This window comes from Cribrihabitans marinus, assembly GCF_900109035.1.
GTDB lineage: Bacteria > Pseudomonadota > Alphaproteobacteria > Rhodobacterales > Rhodobacteraceae > Cribrihabitans > Cribrihabitans marinus.
This window is the reverse complement of sequence record NZ_FNYD01000002.1, coordinates 173,017-197,552: the sequence shown is the minus strand read 5'-3', so window position 1 is coordinate 197,552 and position 24,536 is coordinate 173,017. Positions and strand designations below refer to the sequence as shown.

General features: G+C 67.2%; 27 protein-coding genes. 14 read left to right on the top strand and 13 right to left on the bottom strand.

The window, feature by feature from the left end; all coding sequences use genetic code 11:
• Window positions 1-4: 4 nt before the first annotated feature.
• Both BMX57_RS03380 and BMX57_RS03375 read right to left on the bottom strand, forming a co-directional pair.
• Window positions 5-793 (bottom strand): SseB family protein, encoded by a 789-nt coding sequence (locus BMX57_RS03380; RefSeq protein WP_092362536.1) that lies wholly within the window; start codon window positions 791-793, stop codon window positions 5-7.
• Entirely contained in the window at window positions 786-1,415 is a 630-nt protein-coding gene (locus BMX57_RS03375; RefSeq protein ID WP_092362534.1) for a uracil-DNA glycosylase family protein, read from the bottom strand. The genes BMX57_RS03380 and BMX57_RS03375 overlap by 8 nt, the downstream gene beginning before the upstream one ends.
• Window positions 1,416-1,583: 168 nt before the next feature.
• Between BMX57_RS03375 and BMX57_RS03370 the strand changes: the two genes are divergently transcribed.
• From BMX57_RS03370 to BMX57_RS03355, 4 genes are read left to right on the top strand one after another with little or no spacing between them, the layout of a single operon-like run.
• Complete coding sequence (locus BMX57_RS03370; protein WP_092362532.1) at window positions 1,584-2,243, top strand: ABC transporter ATP-binding protein; 660 nt, start codon at window positions 1,584-1,586, stop codon at window positions 2,241-2,243.
• The gene (locus BMX57_RS03365; RefSeq protein WP_092362530.1) at window positions 2,221-3,849 is read left to right on the top strand and encodes a KpsE/RkpR family capsule polysaccharide export protein; all 1,629 of its coding nucleotides are present in this window, start codon (window positions 2,221-2,223) and stop codon (window positions 3,847-3,849) included. The genes BMX57_RS03370 and BMX57_RS03365 overlap by 23 nt, the downstream gene beginning before the upstream one ends.
• Before the next feature lie 4 nt (window positions 3,850-3,853).
• Window positions 3,854-4,687: a 3-deoxy-8-phosphooctulonate synthase gene (gene kdsA, locus BMX57_RS03360; protein ID WP_092362528.1), complete on the top strand. Its 834-nt coding sequence runs from the start codon at window positions 3,854-3,856 to the stop codon at window positions 4,685-4,687.
• A 17-nt stretch (window positions 4,688-4,704) separates the two neighbouring features.
• The gene (locus tag BMX57_RS03355) at window positions 4,705-6,201 is read left to right on the top strand and encodes a phosphomannomutase/phosphoglucomutase (protein ID WP_092362526.1); all 1,497 of its coding nucleotides are present in this window, start codon (window positions 4,705-4,707) and stop codon (window positions 6,199-6,201) included.
• Between the two features lie 79 nt (window positions 6,202-6,280).
• Here BMX57_RS03355 and BMX57_RS03350 read toward each other — a convergent pair whose 3' ends face one another.
• Complete coding sequence (locus tag BMX57_RS03350) at window positions 6,281-8,275, bottom strand: AsmA family protein (protein WP_092362524.1); 1,995 nt, start codon at window positions 8,273-8,275, stop codon at window positions 6,281-6,283.
• A gap of 99 nt (window positions 8,276-8,374) precedes the next feature.
• Here BMX57_RS03350 and rimO point away from each other — a divergent pair, with 99 nt between their 5' ends.
• A complete protein-coding gene (gene rimO / locus BMX57_RS03345; protein WP_092362522.1) occupies window positions 8,375-9,772 on the top strand; it encodes a 30S ribosomal protein S12 methylthiotransferase RimO in 1,398 nt (465 codons plus the stop codon).
• An 88-nt stretch (window positions 9,773-9,860) separates the two neighbouring features.
• Complete coding sequence (locus BMX57_RS03340; protein WP_092362520.1) at window positions 9,861-10,103, top strand: CDGSH iron-sulfur domain-containing protein; 243 nt, start codon at window positions 9,861-9,863, stop codon at window positions 10,101-10,103.
• On the opposite strand, the gene BMX57_RS03335 is transcribed toward BMX57_RS03340, so the two are convergent.
• From BMX57_RS03335 to BMX57_RS03315, 5 genes are all read right to left on the bottom strand, one after another.
• Complete coding sequence (locus BMX57_RS03335; RefSeq protein WP_092362518.1) at window positions 10,092-10,376, bottom strand: DUF6455 family protein; 285 nt, start codon at window positions 10,374-10,376, stop codon at window positions 10,092-10,094. The genes BMX57_RS03340 and BMX57_RS03335 overlap by 12 nt on opposite strands.
• Window positions 10,373-10,648 (bottom strand): DUF6455 family protein, encoded by a 276-nt coding sequence (locus BMX57_RS20580; RefSeq protein WP_092362516.1) that lies wholly within the window; start codon window positions 10,646-10,648, stop codon window positions 10,373-10,375. The genes BMX57_RS03335 and BMX57_RS20580 overlap by 4 nt, the downstream gene beginning before the upstream one ends.
• 22 nt (window positions 10,649-10,670) lie before the next feature.
• Window positions 10,671-10,922: a DUF6455 family protein gene (locus tag BMX57_RS03325; protein WP_092363073.1), complete on the bottom strand. Its 252-nt coding sequence runs from the start codon at window positions 10,920-10,922 to the stop codon at window positions 10,671-10,673.
• Window positions 10,923-10,995: 73 nt separating this feature from the next.
• Window positions 10,996-11,364 (bottom strand): YigZ family protein, encoded by a 369-nt coding sequence (locus tag BMX57_RS03320; RefSeq protein ID WP_092362514.1) that lies wholly within the window; start codon window positions 11,362-11,364, stop codon window positions 10,996-10,998.
• Window positions 11,361-12,071: a M48 family metallopeptidase gene (locus BMX57_RS03315; RefSeq protein ID WP_092362512.1), complete on the bottom strand. Its 711-nt coding sequence runs from the start codon at window positions 12,069-12,071 to the stop codon at window positions 11,361-11,363. The genes BMX57_RS03320 and BMX57_RS03315 overlap by 4 nt, the downstream gene beginning before the upstream one ends.
• Before the next feature lie 125 nt (window positions 12,072-12,196).
• Between BMX57_RS03315 and BMX57_RS03310 the strand changes: the two genes are divergently transcribed.
• The 3 genes from BMX57_RS03310 to BMX57_RS03300 all read left to right on the top strand — a co-directional run bounded on the left by BMX57_RS03310 (window position 12,197) and on the right by BMX57_RS03300 (window position 13,905).
• Window positions 12,197-12,454 (top strand): hypothetical protein, encoded by a 258-nt coding sequence (locus tag BMX57_RS03310; RefSeq protein WP_092362510.1) that lies wholly within the window; start codon window positions 12,197-12,199, stop codon window positions 12,452-12,454.
• Window positions 12,455-12,634: 180 nt separating this feature from the next.
• Window positions 12,635-13,213, top strand: a complete 579-nt coding sequence (locus BMX57_RS03305; RefSeq protein ID WP_092362508.1) for a nitroreductase family protein — start codon at window positions 12,635-12,637, stop codon at window positions 13,211-13,213.
• Window positions 13,210-13,905 (top strand): EI24 domain-containing protein, encoded by a 696-nt coding sequence (locus tag BMX57_RS03300; RefSeq protein WP_092362506.1) that lies wholly within the window; start codon window positions 13,210-13,212, stop codon window positions 13,903-13,905. The genes BMX57_RS03305 and BMX57_RS03300 overlap by 4 nt, the downstream gene beginning before the upstream one ends.
• 3 nt (window positions 13,906-13,908) lie before the next feature.
• Here BMX57_RS03300 and BMX57_RS03295 read toward each other — a convergent pair whose 3' ends face one another.
• Both BMX57_RS03295 and mce read right to left on the bottom strand, forming a co-directional pair.
• Window positions 13,909-14,184 (bottom strand): DUF1467 family protein, encoded by a 276-nt coding sequence (locus BMX57_RS03295; protein ID WP_092362504.1) that lies wholly within the window; start codon window positions 14,182-14,184, stop codon window positions 13,909-13,911.
• A 35-nt stretch (window positions 14,185-14,219) separates the two neighbouring features.
• Window positions 14,220-14,624, bottom strand: a complete 405-nt coding sequence (gene mce / locus BMX57_RS03290; RefSeq protein WP_092362502.1) for a methylmalonyl-CoA epimerase — start codon at window positions 14,622-14,624, stop codon at window positions 14,220-14,222.
• A 137-nt stretch (window positions 14,625-14,761) separates the two neighbouring features.
• Between mce and BMX57_RS03285 the strand changes: the two genes are divergently transcribed.
• The 3 genes from BMX57_RS03285 to BMX57_RS03280 all read left to right on the top strand — a co-directional run bounded on the left by BMX57_RS03285 (window position 14,762) and on the right by BMX57_RS03280 (window position 16,208).
• Entirely contained in the window at window positions 14,762-15,481 is a 720-nt protein-coding gene (locus BMX57_RS03285) for a response regulator (protein WP_092362501.1), read from the top strand.
• Entirely contained in the window at window positions 15,481-15,627 is a 147-nt protein-coding gene (locus tag BMX57_RS20575) for a hypothetical protein (RefSeq protein WP_177175372.1), read from the top strand. The genes BMX57_RS03285 and BMX57_RS20575 overlap by 1 nt, the downstream gene beginning before the upstream one ends.
• Window positions 15,628-15,731: 104 nt before the next feature.
• Window positions 15,732-16,208 (top strand): hemerythrin domain-containing protein, encoded by a 477-nt coding sequence (locus BMX57_RS03280; protein WP_092362499.1) that lies wholly within the window; start codon window positions 15,732-15,734, stop codon window positions 16,206-16,208.
• A gap of 21 nt (window positions 16,209-16,229) precedes the next feature.
• On the opposite strand, the gene aspS is transcribed toward BMX57_RS03280, so the two are convergent.
• The 3 genes from aspS to BMX57_RS03265 form a co-directional block, all read right to left on the bottom strand.
• A complete protein-coding gene (gene aspS / locus BMX57_RS03275) occupies window positions 16,230-18,005 on the bottom strand; it encodes an aspartate--tRNA ligase (RefSeq protein WP_092362498.1) in 1,776 nt (591 codons plus the stop codon).
• A 129-nt stretch (window positions 18,006-18,134) separates the two neighbouring features.
• Complete coding sequence (locus BMX57_RS03270; protein ID WP_092362496.1) at window positions 18,135-18,797, bottom strand: aminotransferase class IV family protein; 663 nt, start codon at window positions 18,795-18,797, stop codon at window positions 18,135-18,137.
• Window positions 18,752-19,873 carry an aminodeoxychorismate synthase component I gene (locus BMX57_RS03265; RefSeq protein WP_092362494.1) on the bottom strand — a complete coding sequence of 374 codons (1,122 nt, stop codon included), beginning with the start codon at window positions 19,871-19,873 and terminating at the stop codon, window positions 18,752-18,754. The genes BMX57_RS03270 and BMX57_RS03265 overlap by 46 nt, the downstream gene beginning before the upstream one ends.
• A gap of 180 nt (window positions 19,874-20,053) precedes the next feature.
• Between BMX57_RS03265 and carB the strand changes: the two genes are divergently transcribed.
• Together carB and BMX57_RS03255 are read left to right on the top strand one after the other, a co-directional pair.
• Window positions 20,054-23,407, top strand: coding sequence for a carbamoyl-phosphate synthase large subunit (gene carB, locus BMX57_RS03260; RefSeq protein ID WP_092362492.1), 3,354 nt, complete (start codon window positions 20,054-20,056; stop codon window positions 23,405-23,407).
• Window positions 23,408-23,465: 58 nt separating this feature from the next.
• The gene (locus BMX57_RS03255; RefSeq protein ID WP_092362491.1) at window positions 23,466-24,449 is read left to right on the top strand and encodes a type I glyceraldehyde-3-phosphate dehydrogenase; all 984 of its coding nucleotides are present in this window, start codon (window positions 23,466-23,468) and stop codon (window positions 24,447-24,449) included.
• Window positions 24,450-24,536: the final 87 nt, after the last annotated feature.

Genomic DNA, 24,536 nt, shown 5'->3' with positions numbered 1-24,536 from the left:
CGGCTCAGCGCAGGATCGGCGGCCTGTCGGGGTCCGAGCCCGGCGCCGCCGGCTCGGGCCGGTCGCTGGCCGGCTCGGGCAGGTCGAACCGCAGCCCGACCCGCGCGAGCCGGGCCGAGACCGGATCCGCCGCCGCGAAGAACGCCACATCCAGCGCGCCGGCCTCGATCCCCGAAAAGGTCAGCGCCTCGGCCACGGACCGCGCCAGCGCGTCCTGCGCGCCGGGCCGGGCATCGACAAAGGCCAGAAGGTGCCCGCGCCCGCCGCCCTCGTATTCGGCGCCGACCAGGTAGGCCGCCTGCGCCAGGCCAGCGGCGCTGGCCAGCTTGACGTCGAGCCCGGTCAGCAAGGCCTCGGGCAGGTCGCGCGGCGGTGTGACCCCGGCGATCCGCGCCTCGATCTCGTCCGGCGCCTTCTGCAACGTCCCGGCCAGCCAGGCCAGCGCCTCGGCCGGGATCAGGATGGACGACGGCGCCACCTCGAGGTTGAGGCCCAGCCCGATGCCCTGCCCGGCCAGCATCCGGGCCAGCGCGCGTCCAGAAAGCCCGGCATAGGGCGAGATGCGGCCGGTGAACTGCGCCAGCCGCTCCTCGCGATCGAAGGCCAGCACGAACCGGCCATCGGCCACCTCGAACAGCTCGGGAGAAATGTCGTCGCCCTCCGGCTCCTCGGTCAGCAGCAGGAACAGCTCGCCATCGGCCAGCCTTTCGTAGAAGCGCAGGCGCGCGGCCGCGTCCTCGGGCGCCGCCTCCATCGCGGCATGGGCGGCGTCCAGCACCGTCGGGTCAGCCATTCAGAACCTCCTGCACCCGCGCCCGGAGAACCGGCAGCAAGTCGGCCTCGAACCACGGGTTCTTTCGCAGCCATGCCGTATTGCGCCAGGACGGGTGAGGCAAGGCAAAGACTCGCGGCGCATGGTCCCGCCAGGCGGCCACGGTCTGCGTCACGGGGCCGCGCGCGCCAAGGTGATAGCGATGCGCGTGCCCGCCCACCAGCACCGTCAAGGGCATGTCGCCCAGCGCCGCCATGACCTTCCCGTGCCAGGTGCGTCCGCAGATCGACGGCGGCGGCAGGTCGGCCTTGCGCGCGTCGTAGCCCGGGAAACAGAACGCCATCGGCACTACCGCCACCCGGTCCAGATCGTAGAATGTTGCCTCGTCCACACCCAGCCAATCGCGCAGCCGGTCGCCGGAGGGATCGGTGAAGGGCCGGCCCGAGGCATGCACCCGCGCCCCGGGCGCCTGCCCCGCGATCAGGATCCTTGCGCCGGGACGGAACCAGACGACCGGACGCGGCACATGGGCCGTGGCGGTGGCCGCGAACCGCTCGGCGCAGAGGCGGCAAGCCCGGATCCGGGCCACGAGATCGTGGCTTTCGGGGTGTGCGGACGCGTCGCCAGCGGGGTCACCGTTCATGCAGCACCGGCCCCGCTGGACGCGTCAAGATCCGTTTTGCGTTGAATGTTTGTTTCATATTCAGACATAATATGGTCAAGATCGGAGCCTAGACCGACAAAAACGACCCGAAAAGGGCAGTAAGGCGCGCCGACAGGGGCCGCCCGAGTTTTTCGCAGGCCGTGGCAGATGCTTGAGTTCGAGAATGTCAGCAAGTCCTTCTGGACGGGAACCCGCCGCAAGGTGATCCTGGACCGCGCGTCGTTTCGTGTCGACCTGGGCAAGTCGCTGGGCATCCTGGCACCGAACGGAACCGGAAAGACCACCGTCATCAACATGATGGCGGGGTTGGAGAAACCGGACGAGGGCGTGATCCGGCGGCGCTGCAACATCTCGTTCCCGCTGGGCTACATGGGTGGCGTCATCGCAAGGCTCTCGGCGATGGAGAATGCGCGCTACATCGCCCGGCTCTACGGGCTGGACCCGGATTACGTCGAGGCCTATTGCCGCTGGCTGTGCGACCTGGGCGAGTATTTCGACCAGCCGCTGGGCACCTACTCGTCGGGGATGCGGGGGCGGTTCTCCTTCGCGCTGATGCTGGCGCTGGATTTCGACATGTACCTTGTCGACGAGGGCATGCCCTCGTCCGGCGACGTGGCCTTCAACCGCAAGGCCGGCGCGATCCTCGAGGACCGGCTGCGCACGACCACGATCGTCATCGTGTCCCACAGCGCCTCGGTGCTGGAGAAGTTCGCGCATCAGGGCGCCGTTCTTCTCGACGGGCGCCTGCATATCTTTGACACCCTGGAAGAGGCGAAGCAGCTCTATGACTACGAAGCCCAAGGCTAGGAAGTTTCGCATCCGGCGCAACCCGCAGGCCGGGGCCGACGACGGGGCAGATGCGCCCACCACCGACGCGGCATCCGAAGCGGCGCCCGCCGCGCCCACCGAGGCACCCGAGCCCGCGGCCGAACCCAAAGCCGACGCCGCGCCCGAAACCAACGTCACCAAGGAGCTGACCGCGATCCGGTCCGAAGGGCTGACCGGCCGCCAGCTGCGCATGGCCCGCCGCGTGGCGCAAAAGCACAACCTGCCGGCGGTGTCGGATTACGACGCGGTCCGCCTTCTTCGAAACAAGGGGATCGACCCGTTCAAGCGCTCCAACATGCTGGAACTCGTGGTGCCGAAAGCCGGATCGGGTTCGGGAAAGGATGCAACAGGCGGATCGGACGACCCGCGCATCCAGCTGCCGCAAACGGTGTCGGATTCCGACCGGAACCTGCCCGCCGCGGGGCTGAGCCCGGCCCAGCGTCGCGAGTTGGAGATCGGCAAGATCCAGCGCGACATCGTTCGGCGGCGGCGGCGCAAGCTGGCACTTCTGATGGCGCGCCTCTTTGCCTTCGTAATGCTGCCCACCGCCATTGTCGGCTGGTATTTCTACGTGCTGGCGACGCCGATGTATGCCAGCAAGTCGGAATTCGTGATCCTGCAGGCCGACGGCACCCTGGGCGGCGTCGGCAGTTTCTTCGCCGGCACCCAGTTCGCCACCAGCCAGGATTCCATCTCGGTCCAGTCCTTTCTGGAATCGAAGGAAGCGATGCTGCTGCTGGACCGGGACGAGGGGTTCATGGAGCATTTCTCGCAACCACATATCGACCCGATCCAGCGCCTGGACCCGCAAGCCACGAACGAGGACGCCTACAATACCTACTCGAAGATGGTGACGATCGGTTATGACCCGACCGAGGGCGTGATCCGGATGGAAGTGGCCGCCGCGGAACCCGAAACGGCGGCGGAATTCTCCGAGGCGCTGATCTCCTATGCCGAGGGCCGGGTGAACAACCTGTCCGAGCAGAAGCGCGAGGACCAGATGGACGAGGCCCGCGCGGTCTTCGAAACCGCCCAGGCCGAGCGGCGCAAGGCGCAGGAAGAACTTGTCGAGCTGCAGCTGCAGGGCGAGGTTCTGGATCCCGAGGGCGTCATCGCCAGCCTGCGCAGCCGGATCAACCAGGTCGAGGTGCAGATCCAGGAAAAGGAACTGCAGCTCGCGGCCCTTTTGGACAACCCCCGCCCCAACCAGGCCAAGGTCGACGGCACACGCGCCGATATCGAACGGTTGCAAAGCCTGCTGGCTTCGCTCAATGCCCAGATGATCGACGCCTCGAAGGGTGAAAACTCGCTGGCGCAGCTGACGGTCAACATCCAGATGGCCCAGGCCGACCTGGCCACCCGCGACATCATGCTTCAATCCGCGCTGCAGCAGATGGAGACGACCCGGATGGAGGCGAACCGCCAGGTGCGCTATCTGACCGTCTCGGTGAACCCGGTTCCCAGCCAGGAGCCCACATACCCCCGCAAATTCGAGAACACGATCGTGGCATTCCTGATTTTTGCTGGTATCTACCTGATGATCTCGCTCACTGCGTCCATCCTCAGAGAACAGGTATCATCGTAAATCCATGAAACACGTCCAGATCGCCGATATCACCGTCGGCAACGACCTGCCGCTGACCGTGATCGCGGGCCCTTGCCAGCTGGAAACCGCCGACCACGCGCAGATGATCGCCGGCCGGATGAAGGAGGTCTGCGACGCCGCCGGCGCGCGCTACGTCTTCAAGGCCAGCTACGACAAGGCCAATCGCACCTCGCTGGGCGGCAAGCGGGGCCTGGGCATCGACAAGGGGCTCAAGGTGCTGGACGACATCCGCAGCGGCATGGGCATTCCGGTGCTGACCGACGTGCATACCGAGGCGCAATGCGCACAGGCGGCGCAGGCGGTCGACGTGCTGCAGATCCCCGCCTTCCTCTGCCGGCAGACCGACATGCTGCTGGCCGCCGGAGAAACCGGCAAGGCGGTCAACGTCAAGAAGGGGCAGTTCCTCGCCCCCTGGGAGATGCCCAACGTCGTGGCCAAGATCGAAAGCACCGGCAACCACAACATCCTTCTGACCGAGCGCGGCACCTCATTCGGCTACAACACGCTGGTGGCCGACATGCGGGCGCTGCCGCAGATGGCACAGACCGGTTATCCGGTGGTCATGGACGCCACCCATTCGGTGCAGCAGCCGGGCGGCCAGGGTGGCTCGTCGGGTGGCCAGCGCGAGTTTGCGCCGGTGATGGCGCGGGCCGCGGTCGCACTGGGGGTGGGCGCAGTCTTCATCGAAACCCACGAGGATCCCGACAACGCCCCGTCGGACGGGCCCAACATGATCGCGCTGGACAACATGGCCGCGCTGATCGATACGCTCATGGCCTTCGACCGCCTGGCCAAGGCAAACCCGATCCGGATCTGAGACAAGGGGCAGAGAGCATGACGAAACCGACTTCGCCGGTCACGCCGAACACCTGGGAATTCCTGCGCGACCCGATGATCGCGCCCACCGGGTTCCGCGAATATGACGCGCGCTGGAAATATCCCGACGAGATCAACCTGCCCGGCATGACCGCGCTGGGGCTCGGCCTGGGTACCCAGATCCACCGCCGCGGGATCGAGCCGGTTATCGCCGTCGGCAACGACTATCGCGACTACTCGCTGGCGATCAAGCAGGCGCTGATCCTGGGGCTGGTGCAGGCCGGCATCCAGGTGAGGGATATCGGCCCCGCGCTCAGCCCGATGGCCTATTTCGCCCAGTTCCACCTGGACGTGCCAGCCGTGGCCATGGTCACCGCCAGCCACAATCCCAACGGCTGGACGGGGGTCAAGATGGGCTTTGAACGCCCCCTGACCCACGGCCCCGACGAAATGGCCGAGCTGCGCGACATCGTTCTGGGCGGCCATGGCGAGGCACGGCCCGGCGGCGGATGGGCGTTCGTGCCCGGCGTGCGCGAGGCCTATATCGACGATCTGGTCGGCGATTTCCGCATGTCGCGCCCGCTCAAGGTGGTCTGCGCCACCGGCAACGGCACCGCCAGCGCCTTCGCGCCCGAGATCTTCGAGCGCATGGGCGTCGATGTGGTGCCCAGCCACACGCGGCTGGATTACACCTTTCCCAACTACAACCCGAACCCCGAAGCGATGGAAATGCTGCACGACATGGCCGACACGGTGCGGGCCAGCGGCGCCGACATGGCGCTGGGCTTCGACGGCGACGGCGACCGCTGCGGCGTGGTCGATGACGAGGGCGAGGAGATCTTTGCCGACAAGGTGGGCGTGATCCTGGCCCGCGACCTGGCCAAGCTGCATCCGGGCGCCACCTTCGTGGCCGACGTGAAATCCACCGGCCTGTTCGCCAGCGACCCCGAATTGCAGGCGCAGGGGGTCAAGGCCGACTACTGGAAGACCGGCCATTCCCACATGAAACGGCGGGTCAAGGAGTTGGGCGCGCTGGCGGGGTTCGAGAAATCCGGCCACTACTTCCTGGCCGAGCCGGTGGGCCGGGGCTATGACTGCGGCATGCGCGTCGCGGTCGAGATCTGCAAGCTGATGGACCGCAACCCCGACAAGTCCATGTCGGATCTGCGCAAGGCCCTGCCCCGCACCTGGAGCACGCCGACCATGTCGCCCCATGCCCCGGACACCGAAAAATACGACATCCTCGACCGCCTGGTCGCCAAGCTGGTGGCGCGGCACAAGGCCGGCGAACCCGTGGCCGGCCGCCCGATCAAGGAGGTGGTCACCGTGAACGGCGCCCGCGTCATCCTCGACAACGGCAGCTGGGGGCTGGTGCGCGCCAGTTCCAACACGCCCAACCTGGTGGTGGTCTGCGAAAGCAGCGAGAGCGAGGCCGAGCTGCGCGCCATCTTCGCCGATCTCGACGCGGTCATCCGCACCGAACCGGGCGTCGGCGACTACGACCAGACGATCTGAGCGCTCGGCCCGGGCTTCATCTTTTGAAAAATACTCCCGCCGGAGGCTCCCCAAGGGGCCACCGGCGCGCCCGCCGGGCTCAATTGCCGCCCAGCAGTTTCAAAAGCCCTTTTCTTGCCTCGTCCTCCAGCCGGTCCTTCAGCACCTCCTCGAGGTCCTGTTCCGGCGCGATCTCGGTGTCCAGTTCCTGCGACAGCTTCTCGCGCAACTTCTCCTTGGCCTCTGCCTCGAGCGCGTCCTTCTGCTTGTCGACCTCCTCGTCGATCCGCTCCTGCAGGGCACGGGACAGGTCCGGCCGTATGCGGGGATCCGACCACGGCCCGGTCAGCCGCACGGGGATGCGCAGCGGACGACCGTTGTGGGTGGCCTCCGGCAACAGCGTATAGTCCAGGTCGCGCGCACCCAGCCCCACGCGCCCCTCGCCCGCGACCCGCTTGCCCTTGATCATCAACTCCAAATCGCTGTTGAACAGGTTCCCCTCCCGCATCGTGAAGCTGGCGGTCAGCCCGTCGAACACGGTCGACCCGCCATTTCCGCCGCCCGAGCGCACCAGCTCCTCCAGGTCGAACCCGCTGAAGAAACCCTTGCCGACCGAAACCCGGCCCGACCCCGACAGCGAGCGCATGATCGCCGCCTCGCTCTGGCCCACCCCGAGGAAGTCCAGCCGGCCCGAGATCTCGCCATGTAGTTTGTCGATACCTGCCAGCACCGGCAGCGCGTCATTCAGTTCGATCGCCTCGATCGAAAGGTCGCCGCCGACCGACAGGCCGTTGCGGTTGTTGGCCACCAGCTGCCCGCTGATCCGGCCGGAAAAGACGTTCACGGGCTGCAATTGCAGAACCGCGCGGGACCGCTCGATCCCCAGGCTGACGCGGGTCTCGCCCAGCACCATGCCCGGCAGGCGGATCTCCTGCGCGGCCAGGCCCAGCGTTCCGTCGGCCAATGCCAGCGCCGAGGCGTCGATCAGCGCATCGGACCATCCGGCAGGCGCTTCCGGCGGTGCTGCGGCGCCGCCACCGCTGCCCCCGGCGCTCGGCGCCGGATCGCCGCCCTGTGGCGCCAGGCCGGTCAGGTCCAGGATGCCGCCGGACAGCCGTGCGGTGACGACCGGCTTGGCCGCAAGCGTCACGTCCGCATCCCCGGTCAGGATGTTGCCATCGAGGTCCAGCCGCAACCGGCGCAGCGAAATCCGGCCATCCGGGGTATAAGTCAGCTGTCCCGCGAGATCGGCGGCCCGACCCAACCCGCGCGGCAGGTCGACGCCGCGCTGCCCGAGCGCGGACAGGGCGCGGGCGGTATCCGTCATTCGCACGGCAATGTCGCCCGCCAGCGCCCCTTCGGTGCTGGCCTTGCCGTCATACTCCACCGTCCCGCCGGCGGTGCGCGCGCTGAGCGCAAGGCGCGACACCTGCCCCTCCAGGAACCCGGTCGGATCGGCCAGCGCGACCCGCGCCTCTATCGGATCCGCCCCGCGGGACAGCGACAACTCGACATCCAGCGGGCCTGCCGCATCCGGCCAGCGCGCCGTCAGGTCCACACCGCTCTGGTCGAGGGCCACCGCGCCGTCGGTCACCAGGATCAGCCGGGCATTGCGCAGAGTCAGGCGGTCCAGCGTGAAGGTCTGCCCTGCCGCATCGGGCGCCGGCGGCGCAGGGGACGGATCAGCGGTGGGCGACGCGGAAGGCGCGCCGCCGGGTCCAAATTGCCAGTTGGCCCGCTCGCCCGCCCCTTCCAGCCGCAGAACCGGCGAATCGGCCACGATCCGTTCGATCCGGATCTCGCGCTGCAAGAGCGGCGCGGCGGCGATTCCGATGGTCAGCCCCTCGGCCCGAAACATCGGCTCGGGCCCGGCCCAATCGGCATTGGCCAGCGTCACCGGCCCGGTTTCGACCCCCAGAACCGGCCAGAACGTAAACCGCACCTCGCCCGAAAACACCACTTCGCGGCCGGTCTGCGCCCGGATCTGGTCCGCCGCCAGCCGGGCCAGCTTCTCTCCGGGCAGCAGGAGCAGCGCCCCCACAAGCAACACCGCGACAGCCACCAGAATGGCCACGATCCGCACCAGCCAGCGCATGAGATTGCTCCTCGCCTCGTGTTTTTCTCAGCATAGAACATCGCGTCACGGCGCGCACATCAATTGCATGGGATCGCCCGGCACTCTATATGCGCGCTGATGAGCACCAATCCTCCCGATCTGCGCCCCGACCTCGCGCCGCGCGCCGCCCTGTCCGAAACCCCGCGTGCCGGACAGCCCACAATCGGCATGGTCTCCCTGGGGTGCCCCAAAGCGCTGGTGGACAGCGAGCGCATTCTCACCCGGCTGCGTGCCGAGGGCTACGGCATCTCGCCCGACTATGCCGGGGCAGATGCGGTCATCGTGAACACCTGCGGCTTTCTCGACAGCGCCAAGGCCGAAAGCCTTGACGCGATCGGCGAGGCCCTGACCGAAAACGGCAAAGTGATCGTCACCGGTTGCCTGGGGGCCGAGCCCGATTACATCCGCGAGCACCATCCGCGCATCCTGGCCGTCACCGGACCGCATCAATACGAGCAGGTGCTCGATGCGGTGCACGGGGTGGTGCCGCCGGATCCCGACCCGTTCGTGGACCTGCTTCCGGCGCGCGGCGTGCAGCTGACGCCTCGGCACTACAGCTATCTCAAGATTTCCGAGGGCTGCAATCACAAGTGCCGCTTCTGCATCATCCCCGACATGCGCGGACGCCTGTCCAGCCGACCCGCCCACGCGGTGCTGCGCGAGGCGGAAAAGCTTGTGGATAACGGTGTGCATGAGTTGCTGATTATCTCTCAGGACACAAGTGCTTACGGGCTGGACCGAAAGCACGACGTGCACCTGTGGAAAAATCGTGAGGTGCGCAGCCACATCACCGACCTGGCGCGCGAACTGGGGCAGCTGGATGCCTGGGTGCGGCTGCACTACGTCTACCCCTACCCGCATGTGCGCGAGTTGATCCCGCTGATGGCGGATACCGGCAGCAACCTGTTGCCCTACCTGGATATTCCGTTCCAGCACGCGCATCCCGACACGTTGAAACGCATGGCGCGACCGGCGGCGGCGGCCAGGACGCTGGACGAAATCGCCGCCTGGCGGGCGATCTGCCCGGACATCACCCTGCGATCGACCTTCATCGTCGGCTATCCGGGCGAGACCGAGGCCGAGTTCCAGACCCTTCTGGACTGGCTGGGCGAGGCGCAGCTGGATCGGGTTGGATGTTTCAAATATGAAAACGTTGAAGGCGCCAGATCGAATTCTCTACCCGATCACGTTGAAGAAGATCAAAAGCAGGATCGCTGGGAGCGCTTCATGGCCAAGGCGCAATCCATCTCCGAGGCGCGCCTGGCCGCCAAGGTCGGCCAGCGGATCGACGTGATTGTGGACGAAGTGGACGACGAGGCCGCAACCTGCCGCACCAAGGCGGATGCTCCCGAGATCGACGGCAACCTTTTCATCGACGCGGAGTTCGAGGGGCTCAAACCCGGCGACATCGTCCGCGTCGAAGTGGAGGAGGCCGGCGAATACGACCTCTGGGGCCGACAGGTTCCGGCCGCCTGAGCCGGTGCCGCCCCGACCTGCACGGGTTGCCCAACGGCGGTGCGCCTCTATGGTGAGGACGATTCAGCCAACCGCAGAGGAGCGCCAGATGACCGACAAGCCAGACATCGCCCAGAAAGCCCCGTTTCCCGTCGAAGTGACCGAGGGCAAGACCTATTTCTGGTGCGCCTGCGGGAAATCCAGCCGGCAGCCCTTTTGCGACGGGTCGCACAAGGAGACCGGTTTCGAGCCGGTCAAGTATACCGCCGAGGCCGACAAGAAGGTGTTCTTCTGCGGCTGCAAGCACTCCGGCAAGGTGCCGCTCTGCGACGGGTCACATTCAAGCCTTTGAGCGTCGCAATCCGTTCAGGCGCTCCGCGTTCGGGCAGAACTCCGGCGCGGAGCGGTCCTCGGATTGCTGCGCCGCCAGCCATTGCTCGCAGGCCGCCCTGCACCCGCCGGGCGCACCGCCTGCTGCGCGGCATTGGGTGACGAGTTCGGCATAGCCCTGCTCGCTCAACCGACCTTCGGCCATCGCCTCGGACAGCGACAGGCCCATGCAGCGGGCGACGGACCGCGTGAGCCAGAAATGCGGCTCGATTTCTCCGAGTCGTATCTGTTTCATGCTTTCTCTCCTGACGGGAAACGGTTTTTCAGTGCAGCCAGACGCGCGCGGTTCCGGCATTCCGGCGGGGCTGCGCCGATTTCGGGATGCGAATCGAGCCAACCCGGACAATCCGCGGCCCAGGCGCAGGCACGGCAACCCTGGACCATCTCCGCCCATTCGGCCTGGCTCAGCGCCCCGGCCCGATACGCCGCCACCAGGTCGACACCCGCTTCCTTGCCCATGCGGCGGACAAGACGCAGGTGTCGCATCATCTGTCCAAGGCGTTGCATCGCGATGTCCCCGGGTCCGTGTTCAGGGCTGCAGACGCGCCAGCAGGTCCCGGTTCCGGCAATAACCCGGCGGGGCTGCGACGGTCGGCGACTGTTCCAGCACACCGGCACAATGCGCGGGATCGCTGCAGCCGGTGCATTTCAGGACGGCATCGGTGATCTCGTCGATGGACAGATCACCGCTCAGGGCCGCTTCCTGCAGGTCGACGCCGGTGGCCGTCGCCATGCGATCGACAAGCCCGGCGTGGCGCTTGAGTGTCTCGATTTCGATCATTGACCGGTCTCCCTGTTCGGCGCGGATGACCATCACTCTACCCCCGGCAGTGCGCGGCCAGCATTGACTCAGGTCAAGACGGGATCCCCAGATGGTCGAAATAGGCGCGAACCGCGTCCTGCACGCGCCGAAACCGGTCGCCGCCCAGTTTCTTGCCGCCATACCAGCGGGTCACGATGACGACATGACCGTCCAGCCCGGCGCGCTCCAGCATGCGCAGGATCACCATGCCCGCGCCGCCCTCACCGTCATCGGCCTTCAGGCCGCCGGTGTCCAGCAGGGCGGCCCAGGTGTTGTGCGTGGCCCTGGCATAGCTGCGCTCGGATTTCAGCGCACCAAGCACGGCGTCGATCTCGGCCCGGCTGCGAACCGGCGCGCCGGAAACCGCGTATTTCGAGCCGCGATCGCTCAGCACGACGCCAAGCCGGACCAGTCCGGTCAAGGAGCGATCCCCAGTTGCCGCGCCGTCCGGCGCACCGTGTCGATCCGCTCGGCATTGGGCGGGTGGCTGCCCAGGAACCGGTTGCCCGGATCGGGAATGCGCGTGAAGAATCGCGCCCCGACCAGCGGATCATAACCCGCACGGTAGGTAATCACCGTGCCCAATTCGTCCGCTTCCAGCTCGAAATCCTTCGAGAAGGTGCGCGCACCCACCGCCGCGCCAAGTTGCTGCGCGGTCTGCACCGATCCGGCGCCGGTCAGCGTGGCAAGCTCGGCAAAGATCGCGGCCCCTGCCGCGGCATTCACCGCCTGGCGGTCGAGATGCCCGCGGATGTGATGCGCGGCCTCGTGCCCCATCACGAAGGCCAGCTCGTCGGCATTGCGCGCATCCGCGATCATCGCCGCGGTGAAGGTAATGACGGGGCGGCCCTGCTTGTCACGGCTCTGATAGGCGTTGGCCGGCGCGCGCGGGTCGGAATCGACCACGATGCGGAAATCGCAGTTCACACCGCTGGTGCGGCGGCGGCATTCTTCCACCGCGCGCGGGCCGACCGCGCGGCTGACCTCGGCAAAGCTTTGCACCGCCTGTTCGGGGCTGGGCCGCGGCCCGCCCGCGTCGGGCAGTGGTGGCCCGCCCGGTGCCGGAGGCGCCGGCAAGGGTCCGCAGGAGGCGAGGATGAAGGCCAGCAACAACAGGATCCGGCGCATCTGGATACCTTTCCGAAACAACGACAGCACCGGAGAACCTAGCCCGTCGTGCCGACACCTTCCAGCCCCGTTCCCGTTCCCGCCGGCCGCTTGCAATACCCCGCCGGCAGGGTCACTGTGACAGGATGTTTACCATCGAGCATGAATTCGATTCCACCGTCATCACCCTTGTGGACGAGGGCGAACTGCCCTTGCAGGAGGATGTGGTGATCAACTCCTTCGCCGAATGCGTCACCCTGGAACAGCTGGATCCGCGCAGCGACCGGATCCAGAAGATCACGCTGTCCCCGGAACAGCTGCGCGACCTGGCCGCGGCGCTGGATCTTCCCGAAGGCGTCTATCAATACCGCCCCGCCGGGCCTGAAACCCAGGGCTCGCCATAACGCGCCGGCCCATCGCACCGTCGATCCGTGGCCCCGGAGTGCCAGCCCCCGGCCTGTCCCGTAGCAGCGCGCCCTGCCGCGCAACGGCGCAATCCGGACAGGTGAGCGGCTTTTTCCCTTGAAACCCATGCTTCGGTGCCCGAGATAGGTAGGGAGATAATGTAAAAGGGATTTACATCCATGCCGGCCCCGAACCCAGACGCGCTCGACTTTCTGCTCTCCCGCCGGTCGCGCCCGGCAAAGACGTTGCGCGCCCCGGCGCCGACACGTGAGGACCTGGCCCCGCTTCTGACCGCCGCCGCGCGCAGCCCCGATCACGGCAAGCTGGAACCCTGGCGCTTCATCGTGATCGAGGCCGGCGCGATGGCCCGGCTTGCCGATCTGGCGCAGGCCCGCGCCGAAGCGTTGCACAAGAGCGCAGAGGACACGGCCAAGGCGCGCAGCCAATTCGATATGGGCCACCTTGCCGTAGCGGTGATCGAGGTGCAGCGCCCCAGCGAGAAGATCCCCGCGATCGAACAGACCTATTCCGCCGGCGCAGTCTGCCTGGCCCTGCTCAACGCGGCGCTGGCCGCGGGCTGGGGGGGCAACTGGCTGACCGGCTGGGTCGCGCATGACCGCGAATTCTGCACCACCGGCCTCGGCCTGGCCGAGAATGAGCGCGTGGCCGGATTCATCCACATCGCCACCGAGGGCAGCATCCCGCCCGAGCGTCCGCGCCCGGATCTGGACGCCATCACCGAATGGGTCGCCGAATGACGATCCTCAACAGCTTCACCCTGGCGCTCGGCCAACTGGGCGATCCCCGGTTTCGCAAGGTTCTGTTTCTCGGCATCGGCCTGACACTGGCCCTTCTGGTGGCATCTTATGCCGGTTTCCTGTGGCTGATCAACGCATTGGTCGGTGAGGACGCGACCCTGCCGGTTCTGGGGCAGGTGACCTGGCTCGATGACCTGCTCAGCTGGTCCTCGCTCCTGTTCATGCTGGTGTTGTCGGTGTTCCTGATGGTCCCCGTGGCCTCGGCCATCACGTCGATGTTCCTCGACGACGTGGCGCAGGCGGTCGAGGACAGGCACTATCCCGCTCTGCCCAAGGTGACGCCGGTGCCGTTCTGGGACGCGCTGCGCGACACGGTGAATTTCCTGGGGGTTCTGCTGCTCGCCAACCTGCTGGCGCTCTTGCTCTACGTGTTCTTTCCGCCCTTCGCGCCGCTGATCTTCTGGAGCCTCAACGGCTTTCTGCTGGGCCGGGAATATTTCACGCTGGCGGCGATGCGGCGGCTGGGGCGCGACGGCGCGCGCAAGCTGCGGGCGCGGCACGGCGGGACGATCTGGCTGGCGGGAACGCTGATGGCGATGCCGCTGTCGGTGCCGGTGGTCAACCTGCTGGTCCCGATCCTGGGCGCGGCCACATTCACCCACATCTTCCACGCCCTGCAGGCGCGGCCCTGATCCTCAGCCCGCGGGCGGCATCCGGCCCATCCAGTCGAAGTCGCGCACGCCGATCCAGCCCGAGACGATGATCCCGGCGATGATGCACCAAAGCACGAAGGCGACGGCGGTGGTGATCCAGGCCTTCTTCTTCAGGTGATGCACCTCGGGCGCGCCGGCCTGGGTGCCGGGCACGATCTCGCCCAGGTCGCCCTGGGTCTTGATCCGGATCGGCAGCACCACGAGGAAGGTCATGAACCAGATGACCGCGAAGAGAACGAGGGCCGAGGTGATGGACATGGGGGATCGCCTTGTGAGTGAGTGGGCTTTTGCGCTCAGACCTGTTCCAGTTCCACCAGGCAGCCGTTGAAATCCTTGGGATGCAGGAACAGCACCGGTTTGCCATGCGCCCCGATCTTGGGCTCGCCGGAGCCCAGCACCCGCGCGCCGCTTGCCTTGAGCTTGTCGCGCGCGGCCAGGATATCCTCGACCTCGTAGCAGACATGGTGGATGCCGCCCGCGGGGTTCTTGTCGAGAAAGCCCCGGATCGGGCTGTCCTCGCCCAGCGGATAAAGCAGCTCGATCTTGGTGTTGGGCAGCTCGATGAAGACGACCGTCACGCCGTGATCGGGCTCGTCCTGAGGTGCCCCGACCGATGCGCCCAGCGCGTCGCGGTATTGCGCGGCGGCGGCGTCCAGATCGGGAACGGCGATCGCGACATGGTTCAGGCGGCCAATCATCCGGGGTCTCCTCTTGTCACATGGCGCCCGGGTTATGCGGGGCGCAGGCCGAAAGCGCAAGTGCGCCAAAGCGCCCATTAACCTGCTGTTAGCCAGCCATCCCTAGCGTGGCCCTGTCTGTCGAGAGGAGCCTGCACATGGACGATTCGGACCCCTTTGCCAATCCCTACCGGATGCCGACGGCGGCGCGCCCGCTCTTGGGCCTGACCATACTGGTGGTCGAGGACAGCCGCTATGCCTGCGAGGCGCTGCGGCTGATGTGCCTGCGCAGCGGCGCGCGGATCCGCCGCGCCGATTGCCTGGCCTCGGCCCATCGCCACCTTCAGATCTATCGCCCCTCGGTCCTGATCGTCGACCTCGGCCTGCCCGACGGCTCGGGCAGCGCGCTGATCGAGGACATGGCCGAGGCCAACCCGCGCATCGGCGTGATCCTGGGCATGTCCGGCGACGATTTCACCGAGGCGGTCGCCATCTCGGCCGGCGCCGACGGGTTCCTGGCCAAGCCGATCATCTCGCTGGCGGCGTTCCAGAACGCGATCCTCAACCGTCTGCCGCCGGAATGGCAGCCGGCCGGGCCGCGTATCGTTCCGGACGAGGTCATCCGGCCCGACCCGATGGCCTATCACGACGACATCGCCCATGCCGCCGAGATCCTGGGCGAGGGCACGCGCGGCGAGACGCTGGACTATGTGGCGCAGTTTCTCGGCGGGGTTGCCCGCAGCGCCGAGGATCACGCCCTGGCCGACGCGGCCGAACAGCTGGCGCTGGCGCGCGAACACGGCCTGCCGGCCGCGGCCAAGGCCGCCCGCGTGGCCGGCCTGGTCCAGGACCGGCTGACCCGGCGCGAGGCGATCTGATGCTGACACTGTTCATTGCCGCCGTTGCCACGCTCTCGATCGTCCTCTACGGGCAGGCCCGCATCGCCGCCCGAGAAATCCGGCGCAACCGAGCCCGCGCCGGTGGCCGCGTGCTGCGTGACCTCACCATCGCTCCGCGCCGCTGAGCCGGGGCGTCGGACACTGATTGTCGCCCCGGAGCGGCAGCCGGTTTCGGGAACCTGGCCCATGTCCGGCACGTTGACGGCTCAGCCAGACGAAGGAGCCAGACATGACGTCGATCTACGATGCGATCAAACGAGACCACGACCGACACCGCGACCTGATGGACCGGATCGCCGACACCAGCGGCGACAGCGAAACCCGCCGCAAGCTGTGGCGGGAGTTCTACCAGGACGTCAAATCCCACGCCGCCGCGGAAGAGGAGACGTTCTATTCCAAGCTGATTTCCGAGACCTGGGGTCAGGACGCGGCCCGCCATTCGGTGCATGAACACCAGCAGCTCGACGACCTGATGGAAGAACTGAACGCAACGGACATGTCATCGCCGGCATGGCTGGCCACGTTCAAGACGCTCGAACACGACTATCACCACCACATGGACGAGGAGGAGAACGACGTGTTCGCCCGCGCCCGCGAGGTCATCGGCGAAGAGCACAACGACGCCTTCGGCCAGCGTTTCCACAAGCGCAAGGCGCAGGAGGTTGAGCTGATCGACGACAAGCTGGCCGACAGCCTGGAGGACTGACCGGCCTTACCCGCCTGCGGCTCAGTCCTGCGGGATCACCCGCAGGCCCAGTTCCATCAGCTGGTCGGAGGTCGGCTCGGACGGGGCAGACACCATCAGATCCTCGGCGCGCTGGTTCATCGGGAACATGATGACCTCGCGGATATTGGCGGTATCGGCCAGCAGCATCACGATCCGGTCGATGCCGGCCGCACAGCCGCCATGCGGCGGCGCGCCGTATTGGAACGCGTTGAACAGGCCGCCGAACCGCTTCTTGACCTCGTCGGCGCCATAGCCCGCGATCTCGAAGGCCTTGAGCATGATCTCAGGCTTGTGGTTCCGGATCGCGCCCGAGACGATTTCATAGCCGTTGCAGGCCAGGTCGTACTGATAGCCCTTGACCGCGAGCGGGTCGCCCTCCAGCGACTCCATCCCGCCTTGCGGCATCGAGAAAGGGTTGTGCTCGAAATCGATCTCGCCGGTTTCCTCGTCCTTCTCGTAGATCGGGAAATCGACGATCCAGGCAAAGGCGAAGCGGTCCTTCTCGGTCAGCCCCAGCTCCTCGCCGATCACGTCGCGCGCCTTGCCTGCGACCTTCTCGAAGCTCTTGGTCTTGCCGCCCAGGAAAAAGGCCGCATCGCCCACGCCCAGCCCCAGCTGCTGGCGGATCGCCTCGGTGCGCTCGGGGCCGATATTCTTGGCCAGCGGGCCGGCTGCTTCCATGCCCTCGCCCTGGTCGCGCCAGAAGATATATCCCATCCCCGGCAGCCCCTCTTTCTGAGCAAAGGCGTTCATCCGGTCGCAGAACTTGCGCGAACCGCCGCCCGGCGCCGGGATGGCGCGAATCTCGGTGCCCTCCTGCTCCAAGAGCCTGGCGAAGATGGCGAAGCCCGATCCGCGGAAATGCTCGGAACAGTCCTGCATCTTGATCGGGTTGCGCAGGTCGGGCTTGTCGGTGCCATACCAAAGCGCCGCGTCGCGATACGAGATCTGCGGCCAGACCTCATCGACCTTGGCGCCCTGCCCGAACTCCTCGAACACGCCGTGCAGCACCGGCTGGATCGTGTCGAACACGTCCTGCTGGGTGACAAACGACATTTCCATGTCGAGCTGGTAGAAATCCGTGGGCGAGCGGTCGGCGCGCGGGTCCTCGTCGCGGAAACAGGGCGCGATCTGGAAATACTTGTCGAAGCCCGAGACCATGATCAGCTGCTTGAACTGCTGCGGCGCCTGCGGCAGCGCATAGAACCGCCCCGGATGCAGGCGCGAGGGCACCAGGAAATCGCGCGCGCCCTCGGGGCTGGAGGCGGTGATGATCGGTGTCTGGTATTCGCGGAACCCCTTGTCCCACATCCGCCGGCGCATCGAGGCCACAACGTCCGAGCGCAGCGTCATGCTGGCCTGCATCGCCTCGCGGCGCAGGTCGAGATAGCGATAGCGCAGGCGGGTCTCCTCGGGATATTCCTGTTCGCCGAACACCATCAGCGGCAGCTCGGCCGCGGCGCCCAGCACCTCGAGCTCGCGGACATAGACCTCGATCTCGCCGGTGGGCAGCTTGGGATTGACCAGGTCCGGATCGCGCGCCTTCACGCTGCCGTCGATGCGGATGCACCATTCGCTGCGCACCTTTTCCAACTCGGCAAAGGCCGGGCTGTCGCCGTCGCACAGCACCTGGGTGATGCCGTAATGGTCGCGCAGGTCGATGAACAGGACGCCCCCGTGATCGCGCACCCGATGCACCCAGCCCGACAGGCGGACGGTGTCGCCGACATTGGCGGCGGTCAGATCGGCGCAGGTGTGGCTGCGATAGGCGTGCATGTGTCAAATCCCTTCGGCCCGGAAATCGGTCGGGCCGATACACCGCGCCGGGGCCGGGAAGTCAAGGGATCAGGGGCGTTCGCGGCGGATTTCGCTCAGCTCCGTTTCCGGATCGGAAACGGAAGCGCGTCACCGCGGCCCAGTGCCCGACTGCCCGACCAATCGGACCGGGATCAGGCCGCGCAGCGCGTTGCCGACATGGGCTTCTGGCGCGGCGACAAGGTCATCGACGGTCAGGTCACCCTCGACCGCACGCCCGGTCTCGAGCATCTCGGCCCGCAGGATCCCGGGCAGCAGGCCGGCCGATGCCGGTGGTGTCACTAGGCCCCGGGACGTCGCCACAAAGAGATTGGTAATGGTGCCCTCGCACAGAGCGCCCGCCTCGTTGAGAAACAGCATCTCGTCCACGCCTTCGGGCAATTCCGAGCGCACCCGGTCATAGAGCGCGCGGCGGGTCGTCTTGTGCCGCAGCCACGGATCGTCCGAGCGCAGCCGCTCTGCCGCGATGGCGACGCGCCAGCGGGGCGGGTTCGGGTCGAGCGCGCCGGTTCCCAGGCGAAAGCCGCCTTCGGCGTCCATCGTCAGGCGGCAACGCAAGGGCGCGGGGCCGTCCGCGCCGGCCAGGCAGGCCAGCGCCCGCCGCCGGTCGAACGGAATCTCCAGCGCGGCGGCCGTCCGCGCCATGCGCTCAAGGTGCCGGTCACGCCGCACCAGACCGGTGCCGGGCCGATAGCCCAGCGTTTCGATCAGGCGGAAACCGGGCTCAGCCGGTGCGCGAAGCGGGCCTTCCATAGCGCCTCCTCGTATTCGGACCCGGCGGTGCTGTCCCAGACCACCCCGCCGCCCACGTTCAGCACGGCCCGCCCGCCCTGAACGATCAGGGTGCGGATGGCCACGTTGAACTCCGACCGCCCGTCCGGCGCCGCCCAGCCGATCGCCCCGCAATAGATGTCGCGCGGCCAGGGCTCCTGTTCGGACAGGATCTCCATCGCGCGGATCTTGGGCGCGCCGGTGATCGAGCCGCAGGGAAACAGCGCCCGCAGGATGCCCGACAGCGTGGTGCCCGGCACCAGCCGCGCCTCGACCTGCGAGGTCATCTGGTGCACGGTGGCATAGGTCTCGACCTCGAAAAGCCGCGGCACCTTGACCGTACCCGGAACGGCCACCCGGCTGATGTCGTTGCGCAGCAGGTCCACGATCATCAGGTTTTCCGCGCGGTTCTTCTCGTCGCCATGCAGGAAGTCGCGGCGCTGCGCGTCCTGGGCCGGGTCCGCGCTGCGCGGCTGGGTGCCCTTCATCGGGCGGGTTTCGATGCGCCCCTGCGCATCGGTGCGAAAGAACAGCTCGGGCGACCGGCTGAGCAGGTCCGGCAGGCCGTCCTGTTCGACCAGCGCGCCGTGGCCGACCGGCTGCGCCGCCGCAAGCGCCGCATAGAGGGCGCCGGCGCACCCTTCGACGCTCAGATCCACGGGAAAGGTGAGATTGGCCTGGTAGATGTCGCCGGCCCCGATCGCCTCGTGGATGCGGCCGAAAGCGCGGGCATGGCGCGCGGCGTCCCAGCGCGGCGAAAAACTCGACACGCCGCCCGCCGGTGCCGGCAAGGCGCGCGCCACCGGACCGTCATAGACCCCGAAGCACAGAAGCGGCAACCGCCGGCCCTTCGGCAGGCGCGGTGTCAGCCGGGGTTCCAGCGCATAGCCCAGCTCATAGCTTGCATATCCGGCCAGCCATCCGCCCTCGGCCCGCGCGGCGTCCAGCGCGGCCATCGCCCCCGGCACCTCCTCTGGCGCATCGGCCCGGATCGTCCGGACGGGTTCGACGAACCCCGTACCCGGCCCCCCGGGCCCCTGATCGAAGCGAATACGCACGTTTGGCCCCCGTTCCGCAGGACTTGTGATATAGGCCATGCAAGCAAAGCAAGAAAGGGCCGATTGCGGCATCTCCGCCCCCGAATCCGATACCCCTTGCACCTTTCGGCCCGGTCCCTATAACCCACGACAATTTGGGCGCACGCAGGCTGCCCGACTCGAACTTGCAAGGGGACCGACATGCCGAAGAGAACCGATATCAAGTCGATCATGATCATCGGGGCGGGACCCATCATCATCGGCCAGGCCTGCGAGTTCGACTATTCCGGCGCCCAGGCCTGCAAGGCCCTGCGCGAGGAAGGCTATCGGGTCATTCTGGTCAACTCGAACCCGGCGACGATCATGACCGACCCGGGGCTGGCCGACGCCACCTATATCGAGCCGATCACGCCCGAGATCGTCGCGAAGATCATCGAAAAGGAACGCCCCGACGCGCTCTTGCCGACCATGGGCGGGCAGACGGGGCTGAACACCTCGCTGGCGCTCGAGGAAATGGGCGTGCTTGAGAAATTCGGCGTCGAGATGATCGGCGCCAAGCGCGAGGCAATCGAGATGGCCGAGGACCGCAGGCTGTTCCGCGAGGCGATGGACCGCCTGGGGCTGGAAAACCCCCGCGCCACCATCGTCACCGCCCCCAAGAAGGCCGACGGCAAGGCCGATCTGGATGCCGGCGTGCAGATCGCGCTCGAGGCGCTGGAGGATGTCGGGCTGCCGGCGATCATCCGGCCGGCCTATACGCTGGGCGGCACCGGCGGCGGCGTGGCCTACAACCGCGAGGATTACATCCATTTCTGCCGCTCCGGCATGGACGCCAGCCCGGTCAACCAGATCCTGGTGGACGAAAGCCTGCTGGGCTGGAAGGAATACGAGATGGAGGTGGTTCGCGACACAGCCGACAACGCCATCATCGTCTGTTCCATCGAAAACGTCGATCCAATGGGCGTGCATACCGGCGACTCGATCACCGTGGCCCCGGCCCTGACGCTCACCGACAAGGAATACCAGATCATGCGCAACGGCTCGATCGCCGTGCTGCGCGAGATCGGGGTCGAGACCGGCGGGTCCAACGTGCAATGGGCCGTGAACCCCGAGGACGGGCGCATGGTTGTGATCGAGATGAACCCGCGCGTGTCGCGGTCCTCGGCGCTGGCATCCAAGGCGACGGGTTTTCCGATTGCCAAGATCGCCGCCAAGCTGGCCGTGGGCTATACGCTCGACGAGCTGGACAACGACATCACCAAGGTCACGCCGGCCAGTTTCGAACCGACCATCGACTATGTGGTGACCAAGATCCCGCGCTTCGCCTTCGAGAAGTTCCCCGGCAGCGAGCCCTATCTGACCACCGCGATGAAATCGGTGGGCGAGGCGATGTCCATCGGCCGCACAATCCACGAATCGATGCAAAAGGCGCTGGCCTCGATGGAAACCGGCTTGTCCGGGTTTGACGAGGTGGAAATCCCCGGCCTGAATGTCGGCCCCTGGGAGCCCGCCGACGACAAGGCCGCCGTCATCAAGGCGATCAGCCAGCAGACGCCCGACCGGCTGCGCAGCATCGCGCAGGCCATGCGCCACGGGCTGGACGACCAAGAGATCCAGGCGGTCACCAAGTTCGACCCCTGGTTCCTGGCCCGGATCCGCGAGATCGTCGAGGCCGAACGCACCCTGCGCAGCGACGGCCTGCCGGTGACCGAAGAGGGGCTGCGCGCGCTCAAGATGATGGGGTTCACCGACGCGCGGCTGGCCACGCTTACCGGCCGGGACGAGGACAATGTGCGCCGCGCGCGGCACAACTTGGGCGTGACCGCCGTGTTCAAGCGGATCGACACCTGCGCCGCCGAGTTCGAGGCGCAGACGCCCTATATGTATTCCACCTACGAGGCCCCGGTGATGGGCGAGGTGGAATGCGAGGCGCGGCCGAGCGACCGCAAGAAGGTGGTCATCCTGGGCGGCGGCCCGAACCGGATCGGCCAGGGGATCGAGTTCGACTATTGCTGCTGCCACGCCTGTTTCGCGCTGACCGAGGCCGGCTACGAGACCATCATGGTCAACTGCAACCCCGAGACGGTCAGCACCGACTACGACACCTCCGACCGGCTCTATTTCGAGCCGCTGACCTTCGAGCACGTGATGGAGATCCTGCGCGTCGAGCGGTCGCGCGGCACACTGCACGGGGTCATCGTGCAATTCGGCGGCCAGACCCCGCTCAAGCTGGCCAATGCGCTGCATGACGAGGGCATCCCGATCCTGGGCACCACCCCCGACGCCATCGACCTGGCCGAGGATCGCGAGCGGTTCCAGGACCTGGTCAACCGGCTGGACCTGAAACAGCCCAGGAACGGCATCGCCTCGACCGACGCGCAGGCCCTCGAGATCGCCGGCAAGATCGGCTTCCCGCTGGTGATCCGCCCCTCCTACGTGCTGGGCGGACGGGCGATGGAGATCGTCCGCGACATGGATCACCTCAAACGCTACATCAACGAGGCGGTTGTGGTCTCGGGCAAGAGCCCGGTCCTGCTCGACAGCTATCTCGACGGCGCCGTCGAGCTGGATGTCGATGCGCTCTGCGATGGCGAGAACGTGCATGTCGCCGGCATCATGCAGCATATCGAGGAGGCCGGCGTGCATTCCGGCGACAGCGCCTGTTCGCTGCCGCCCTATTCGCTGGACCGCGCGGTGATCGACCGGATCAAGGCGCAGACCGAGGCGCTGGCCCGCGCGCTGAACGTCGTGGGGCTGATGAACGTGCAATTCGCGATCAAGGATGACGAGATCTACCTGATCGAGGTGAATCCGCGCGCCAGCCGCACCGTGCCCTTCGTCGCCAAGGCCACCGACAGCGCGATCGCGTCCATTGCCGCGCGGATCATGGCCGGCGAGAAGCTCTCGGCCTTCCCGCTGCGCCAGAAACAGAAGGATGCCGGATACGACGTCGACGTGCCGATGGCCGATCCGATGACGCTGGCCGATCCGGACATGCCGTGGTTCTCGGTCAAGGAGGCGGTTCTGCCCTTCGCCCGCTTCCCCGGCGTCGACACCATCCTCGGCCCCGAGATGCGTTCGACCGGCGAGGTGATGGGCTGGGACCGCGACTTCCCGCGCGCCTTCCTCAAGGCGCAGCTGGGCGCGGGCATGGTCCTGCCGGCCGCGGGCCGCGCCTTCGTCTCGATCAAGGACGCCGACAAGGGCGCCTCGATGCTAGAGGCCGCGCAGGTGCTGGTCGGCCAGGGCTTCACGCTGGTGGCCACCCGCGGCACGCAAGGCTGGCTTGAGGGGCACGGCGTGCCCTGCGACGTGGTCAACAAGGTCTACGAGGGCCGGCCCGACGTGGTCGACATGCTCAAGGACGGGCAGGTTCAGCTTGTGATGAACACTACCGAGGGCGCGCAGGCGGTCGAGGACAGCAAGGCGATCCGCTCCACTGCGCTCTATGACAAGATCCCCTATTTCACCACCGCCGCCGGCAGCCATGCCGCAGCGCTGGCGATCAAGGCGATGGCCGAGGGCGATCTGGCGGTCAAGAGCCTGCAGGGCTGATTGTATTGCATACGCCTGATTTCTTGAGCCGGTCATGCGCCGCTGCCATAGCTGAGCCATGAAACTCGCGATCAACGGATTCGGGCGGATCGGCCGCACCATCCTGCGCCAGGTCCTGGACCGGGACCGGAACGGCGATGTCGAGCTGGCGTTGATCAACGACATCGCGCCGCTGGACATGATGGCCTATCTGTTCGCCTATGACAGCGCCTTCGGTCCCTACCCCGGCGAGGTCAAGGCCGAGGGCGGCGCGCTGCGTGTCGATGGCCGCACAGTCCCGGTGAGCCACAGCGCCGACCTGGCGCAGACGGACCTGGCCGGGGTCGACGTGCTGCTGGATTGCACCGGAGTTGCACGCACCTCCGACGTGGCAGGTCGCGGGCTTGCGGCCGGGGCGCGGAAGGTCCTGATCTCGGGCCCCTCGCCCGCCGCCGAACTGACCATCGTGCTGGGCGCGAACGAGGATGCGCTGGGATCCGCTCGGATCGTCTCGAACGCGTCCTGCACGACCAACGCGCTGGCGCCGCTGCTCAAGGTGATCGACGGCATCGCCGGTGTGGACAGCGCCCACATGACCACCATCCATTGCTACACGAACAGCCAGCCGCTGGTCGACGCCCCGCGCGGCGATCCCGCCCGGTCGCGGGCGGCGGCGCAGTCGATGGTGCCGACCACCTCCAGCGCGACCGCGCTGATCGGAACGGTGCTGCCGCGGCTGGCCGGTCGGGTGACGGGCGCGGCGGTGCGGGTTCCGACCGCCAGCGTCTCGGCGGTCGATCTGGTCGTTCGCACCGGCACACCTGTCTCGGCCGAGGATTTCGCCACCCGTCTCAAAGCCGCGGCCGATGCTTCGCCGGTGCTGGGCTGGACCGATCTGCCGCTGGTCTCCTCCGACCTCAGGGCGCGGCCGGAGTCGCTGATCATCGCCGCGCCGGAACTCCTGGTGGCGGGCGACCGGCAGGTCCGCGTCTTCGGCTGGTATGACAACGAATGGGGTTTCTCGGCCCGGATGCTGGACATCGCGCGCCGGATGGCGGCCTGACACGGGTTCGTCACCCAAAGCGTCTTTTGTCACGCATTGCGCTGTGGTAACTCGGATCGAAACGGTGGCGGCGGACGCTCTGCAAGC

What these genes read in the sequence shown, in the direction of transcription:
- BMX57_RS03380 (WP_092362536.1), bottom strand. Translation starts at nt 793, where the DNA reads ATGGCTGACCCGACGGTGCTGGACGCCGCCCATGCCGCGATGGAGGCG.
- BMX57_RS03375 (WP_092362534.1), bottom strand. Translation starts at nt 1,415, where the DNA reads ATGAACGGTGACCCCGCTGGCGACGCGTCCGCACACCCCGAAAGCCAC.
- BMX57_RS03370 (WP_092362532.1), top strand. Translation starts at nt 1,584, where the DNA reads ATGCTTGAGTTCGAGAATGTCAGCAAGTCCTTCTGGACGGGAACCCGC.
- BMX57_RS03365 (WP_092362530.1), top strand. Translation starts at nt 2,221, where the DNA reads ATGACTACGAAGCCCAAGGCTAGGAAGTTTCGCATCCGGCGCAACCCG.
- kdsA (WP_092362528.1), top strand. Translation starts at nt 3,854, where the DNA reads ATGAAACACGTCCAGATCGCCGATATCACCGTCGGCAACGACCTGCCG.
- BMX57_RS03355 (WP_092362526.1), top strand. Translation starts at nt 4,705, where the DNA reads ATGACGAAACCGACTTCGCCGGTCACGCCGAACACCTGGGAATTCCTG.
- BMX57_RS03350 (WP_092362524.1), bottom strand. Translation starts at nt 8,275, where the DNA reads ATGCGCTGGCTGGTGCGGATCGTGGCCATTCTGGTGGCTGTCGCGGTG.
- rimO (WP_092362522.1), top strand. Translation starts at nt 8,375, where the DNA reads ATGAGCACCAATCCTCCCGATCTGCGCCCCGACCTCGCGCCGCGCGCC.
- BMX57_RS03340 (WP_092362520.1), top strand. Translation starts at nt 9,861, where the DNA reads ATGACCGACAAGCCAGACATCGCCCAGAAAGCCCCGTTTCCCGTCGAA.
- BMX57_RS03335 (WP_092362518.1), bottom strand. Translation starts at nt 10,376, where the DNA reads ATGAAACAGATACGACTCGGAGAAATCGAGCCGCATTTCTGGCTCACG.
- BMX57_RS20580 (WP_092362516.1), bottom strand. Translation starts at nt 10,648, where the DNA reads ATGCAACGCCTTGGACAGATGATGCGACACCTGCGTCTTGTCCGCCGC.
- BMX57_RS03325 (WP_092363073.1), bottom strand. Translation starts at nt 10,922, where the DNA reads ATGATCGAAATCGAGACACTCAAGCGCCACGCCGGGCTTGTCGATCGC.
- BMX57_RS03315 (WP_092362512.1), bottom strand. Translation starts at nt 12,071, where the DNA reads ATGCGCCGGATCCTGTTGTTGCTGGCCTTCATCCTCGCCTCCTGCGGA.
- BMX57_RS03310 (WP_092362510.1), top strand. Translation starts at nt 12,197, where the DNA reads ATGTTTACCATCGAGCATGAATTCGATTCCACCGTCATCACCCTTGTG.
- BMX57_RS03305 (WP_092362508.1), top strand. Translation starts at nt 12,635, where the DNA reads ATGCCGGCCCCGAACCCAGACGCGCTCGACTTTCTGCTCTCCCGCCGG.
- BMX57_RS03300 (WP_092362506.1), top strand. Translation starts at nt 13,210, where the DNA reads ATGACGATCCTCAACAGCTTCACCCTGGCGCTCGGCCAACTGGGCGAT.
- BMX57_RS03295 (WP_092362504.1), bottom strand. Translation starts at nt 14,184, where the DNA reads ATGTCCATCACCTCGGCCCTCGTTCTCTTCGCGGTCATCTGGTTCATG.
- mce (WP_092362502.1), bottom strand. Translation starts at nt 14,624, where the DNA reads ATGATTGGCCGCCTGAACCATGTCGCGATCGCCGTTCCCGATCTGGAC.
- BMX57_RS03285 (WP_092362501.1), top strand. Translation starts at nt 14,762, where the DNA reads ATGGACGATTCGGACCCCTTTGCCAATCCCTACCGGATGCCGACGGCG.
- BMX57_RS20575 (WP_177175372.1), top strand. Translation starts at nt 15,481, where the DNA reads ATGCTGACACTGTTCATTGCCGCCGTTGCCACGCTCTCGATCGTCCTC.
- BMX57_RS03280 (WP_092362499.1), top strand. Translation starts at nt 15,732, where the DNA reads ATGACGTCGATCTACGATGCGATCAAACGAGACCACGACCGACACCGC.
- aspS (WP_092362498.1), bottom strand. Translation starts at nt 18,005, where the DNA reads ATGCACGCCTATCGCAGCCACACCTGCGCCGATCTGACCGCCGCCAAT.
- BMX57_RS03270 (WP_092362496.1), bottom strand. Translation starts at nt 18,797, where the DNA reads ATGGAAGGCCCGCTTCGCGCACCGGCTGAGCCCGGTTTCCGCCTGATC.
- carB (WP_092362492.1), top strand. Translation starts at nt 20,054, where the DNA reads ATGCCGAAGAGAACCGATATCAAGTCGATCATGATCATCGGGGCGGGA.
- BMX57_RS03255 (WP_092362491.1), top strand. Translation starts at nt 23,466, where the DNA reads ATGAAACTCGCGATCAACGGATTCGGGCGGATCGGCCGCACCATCCTG.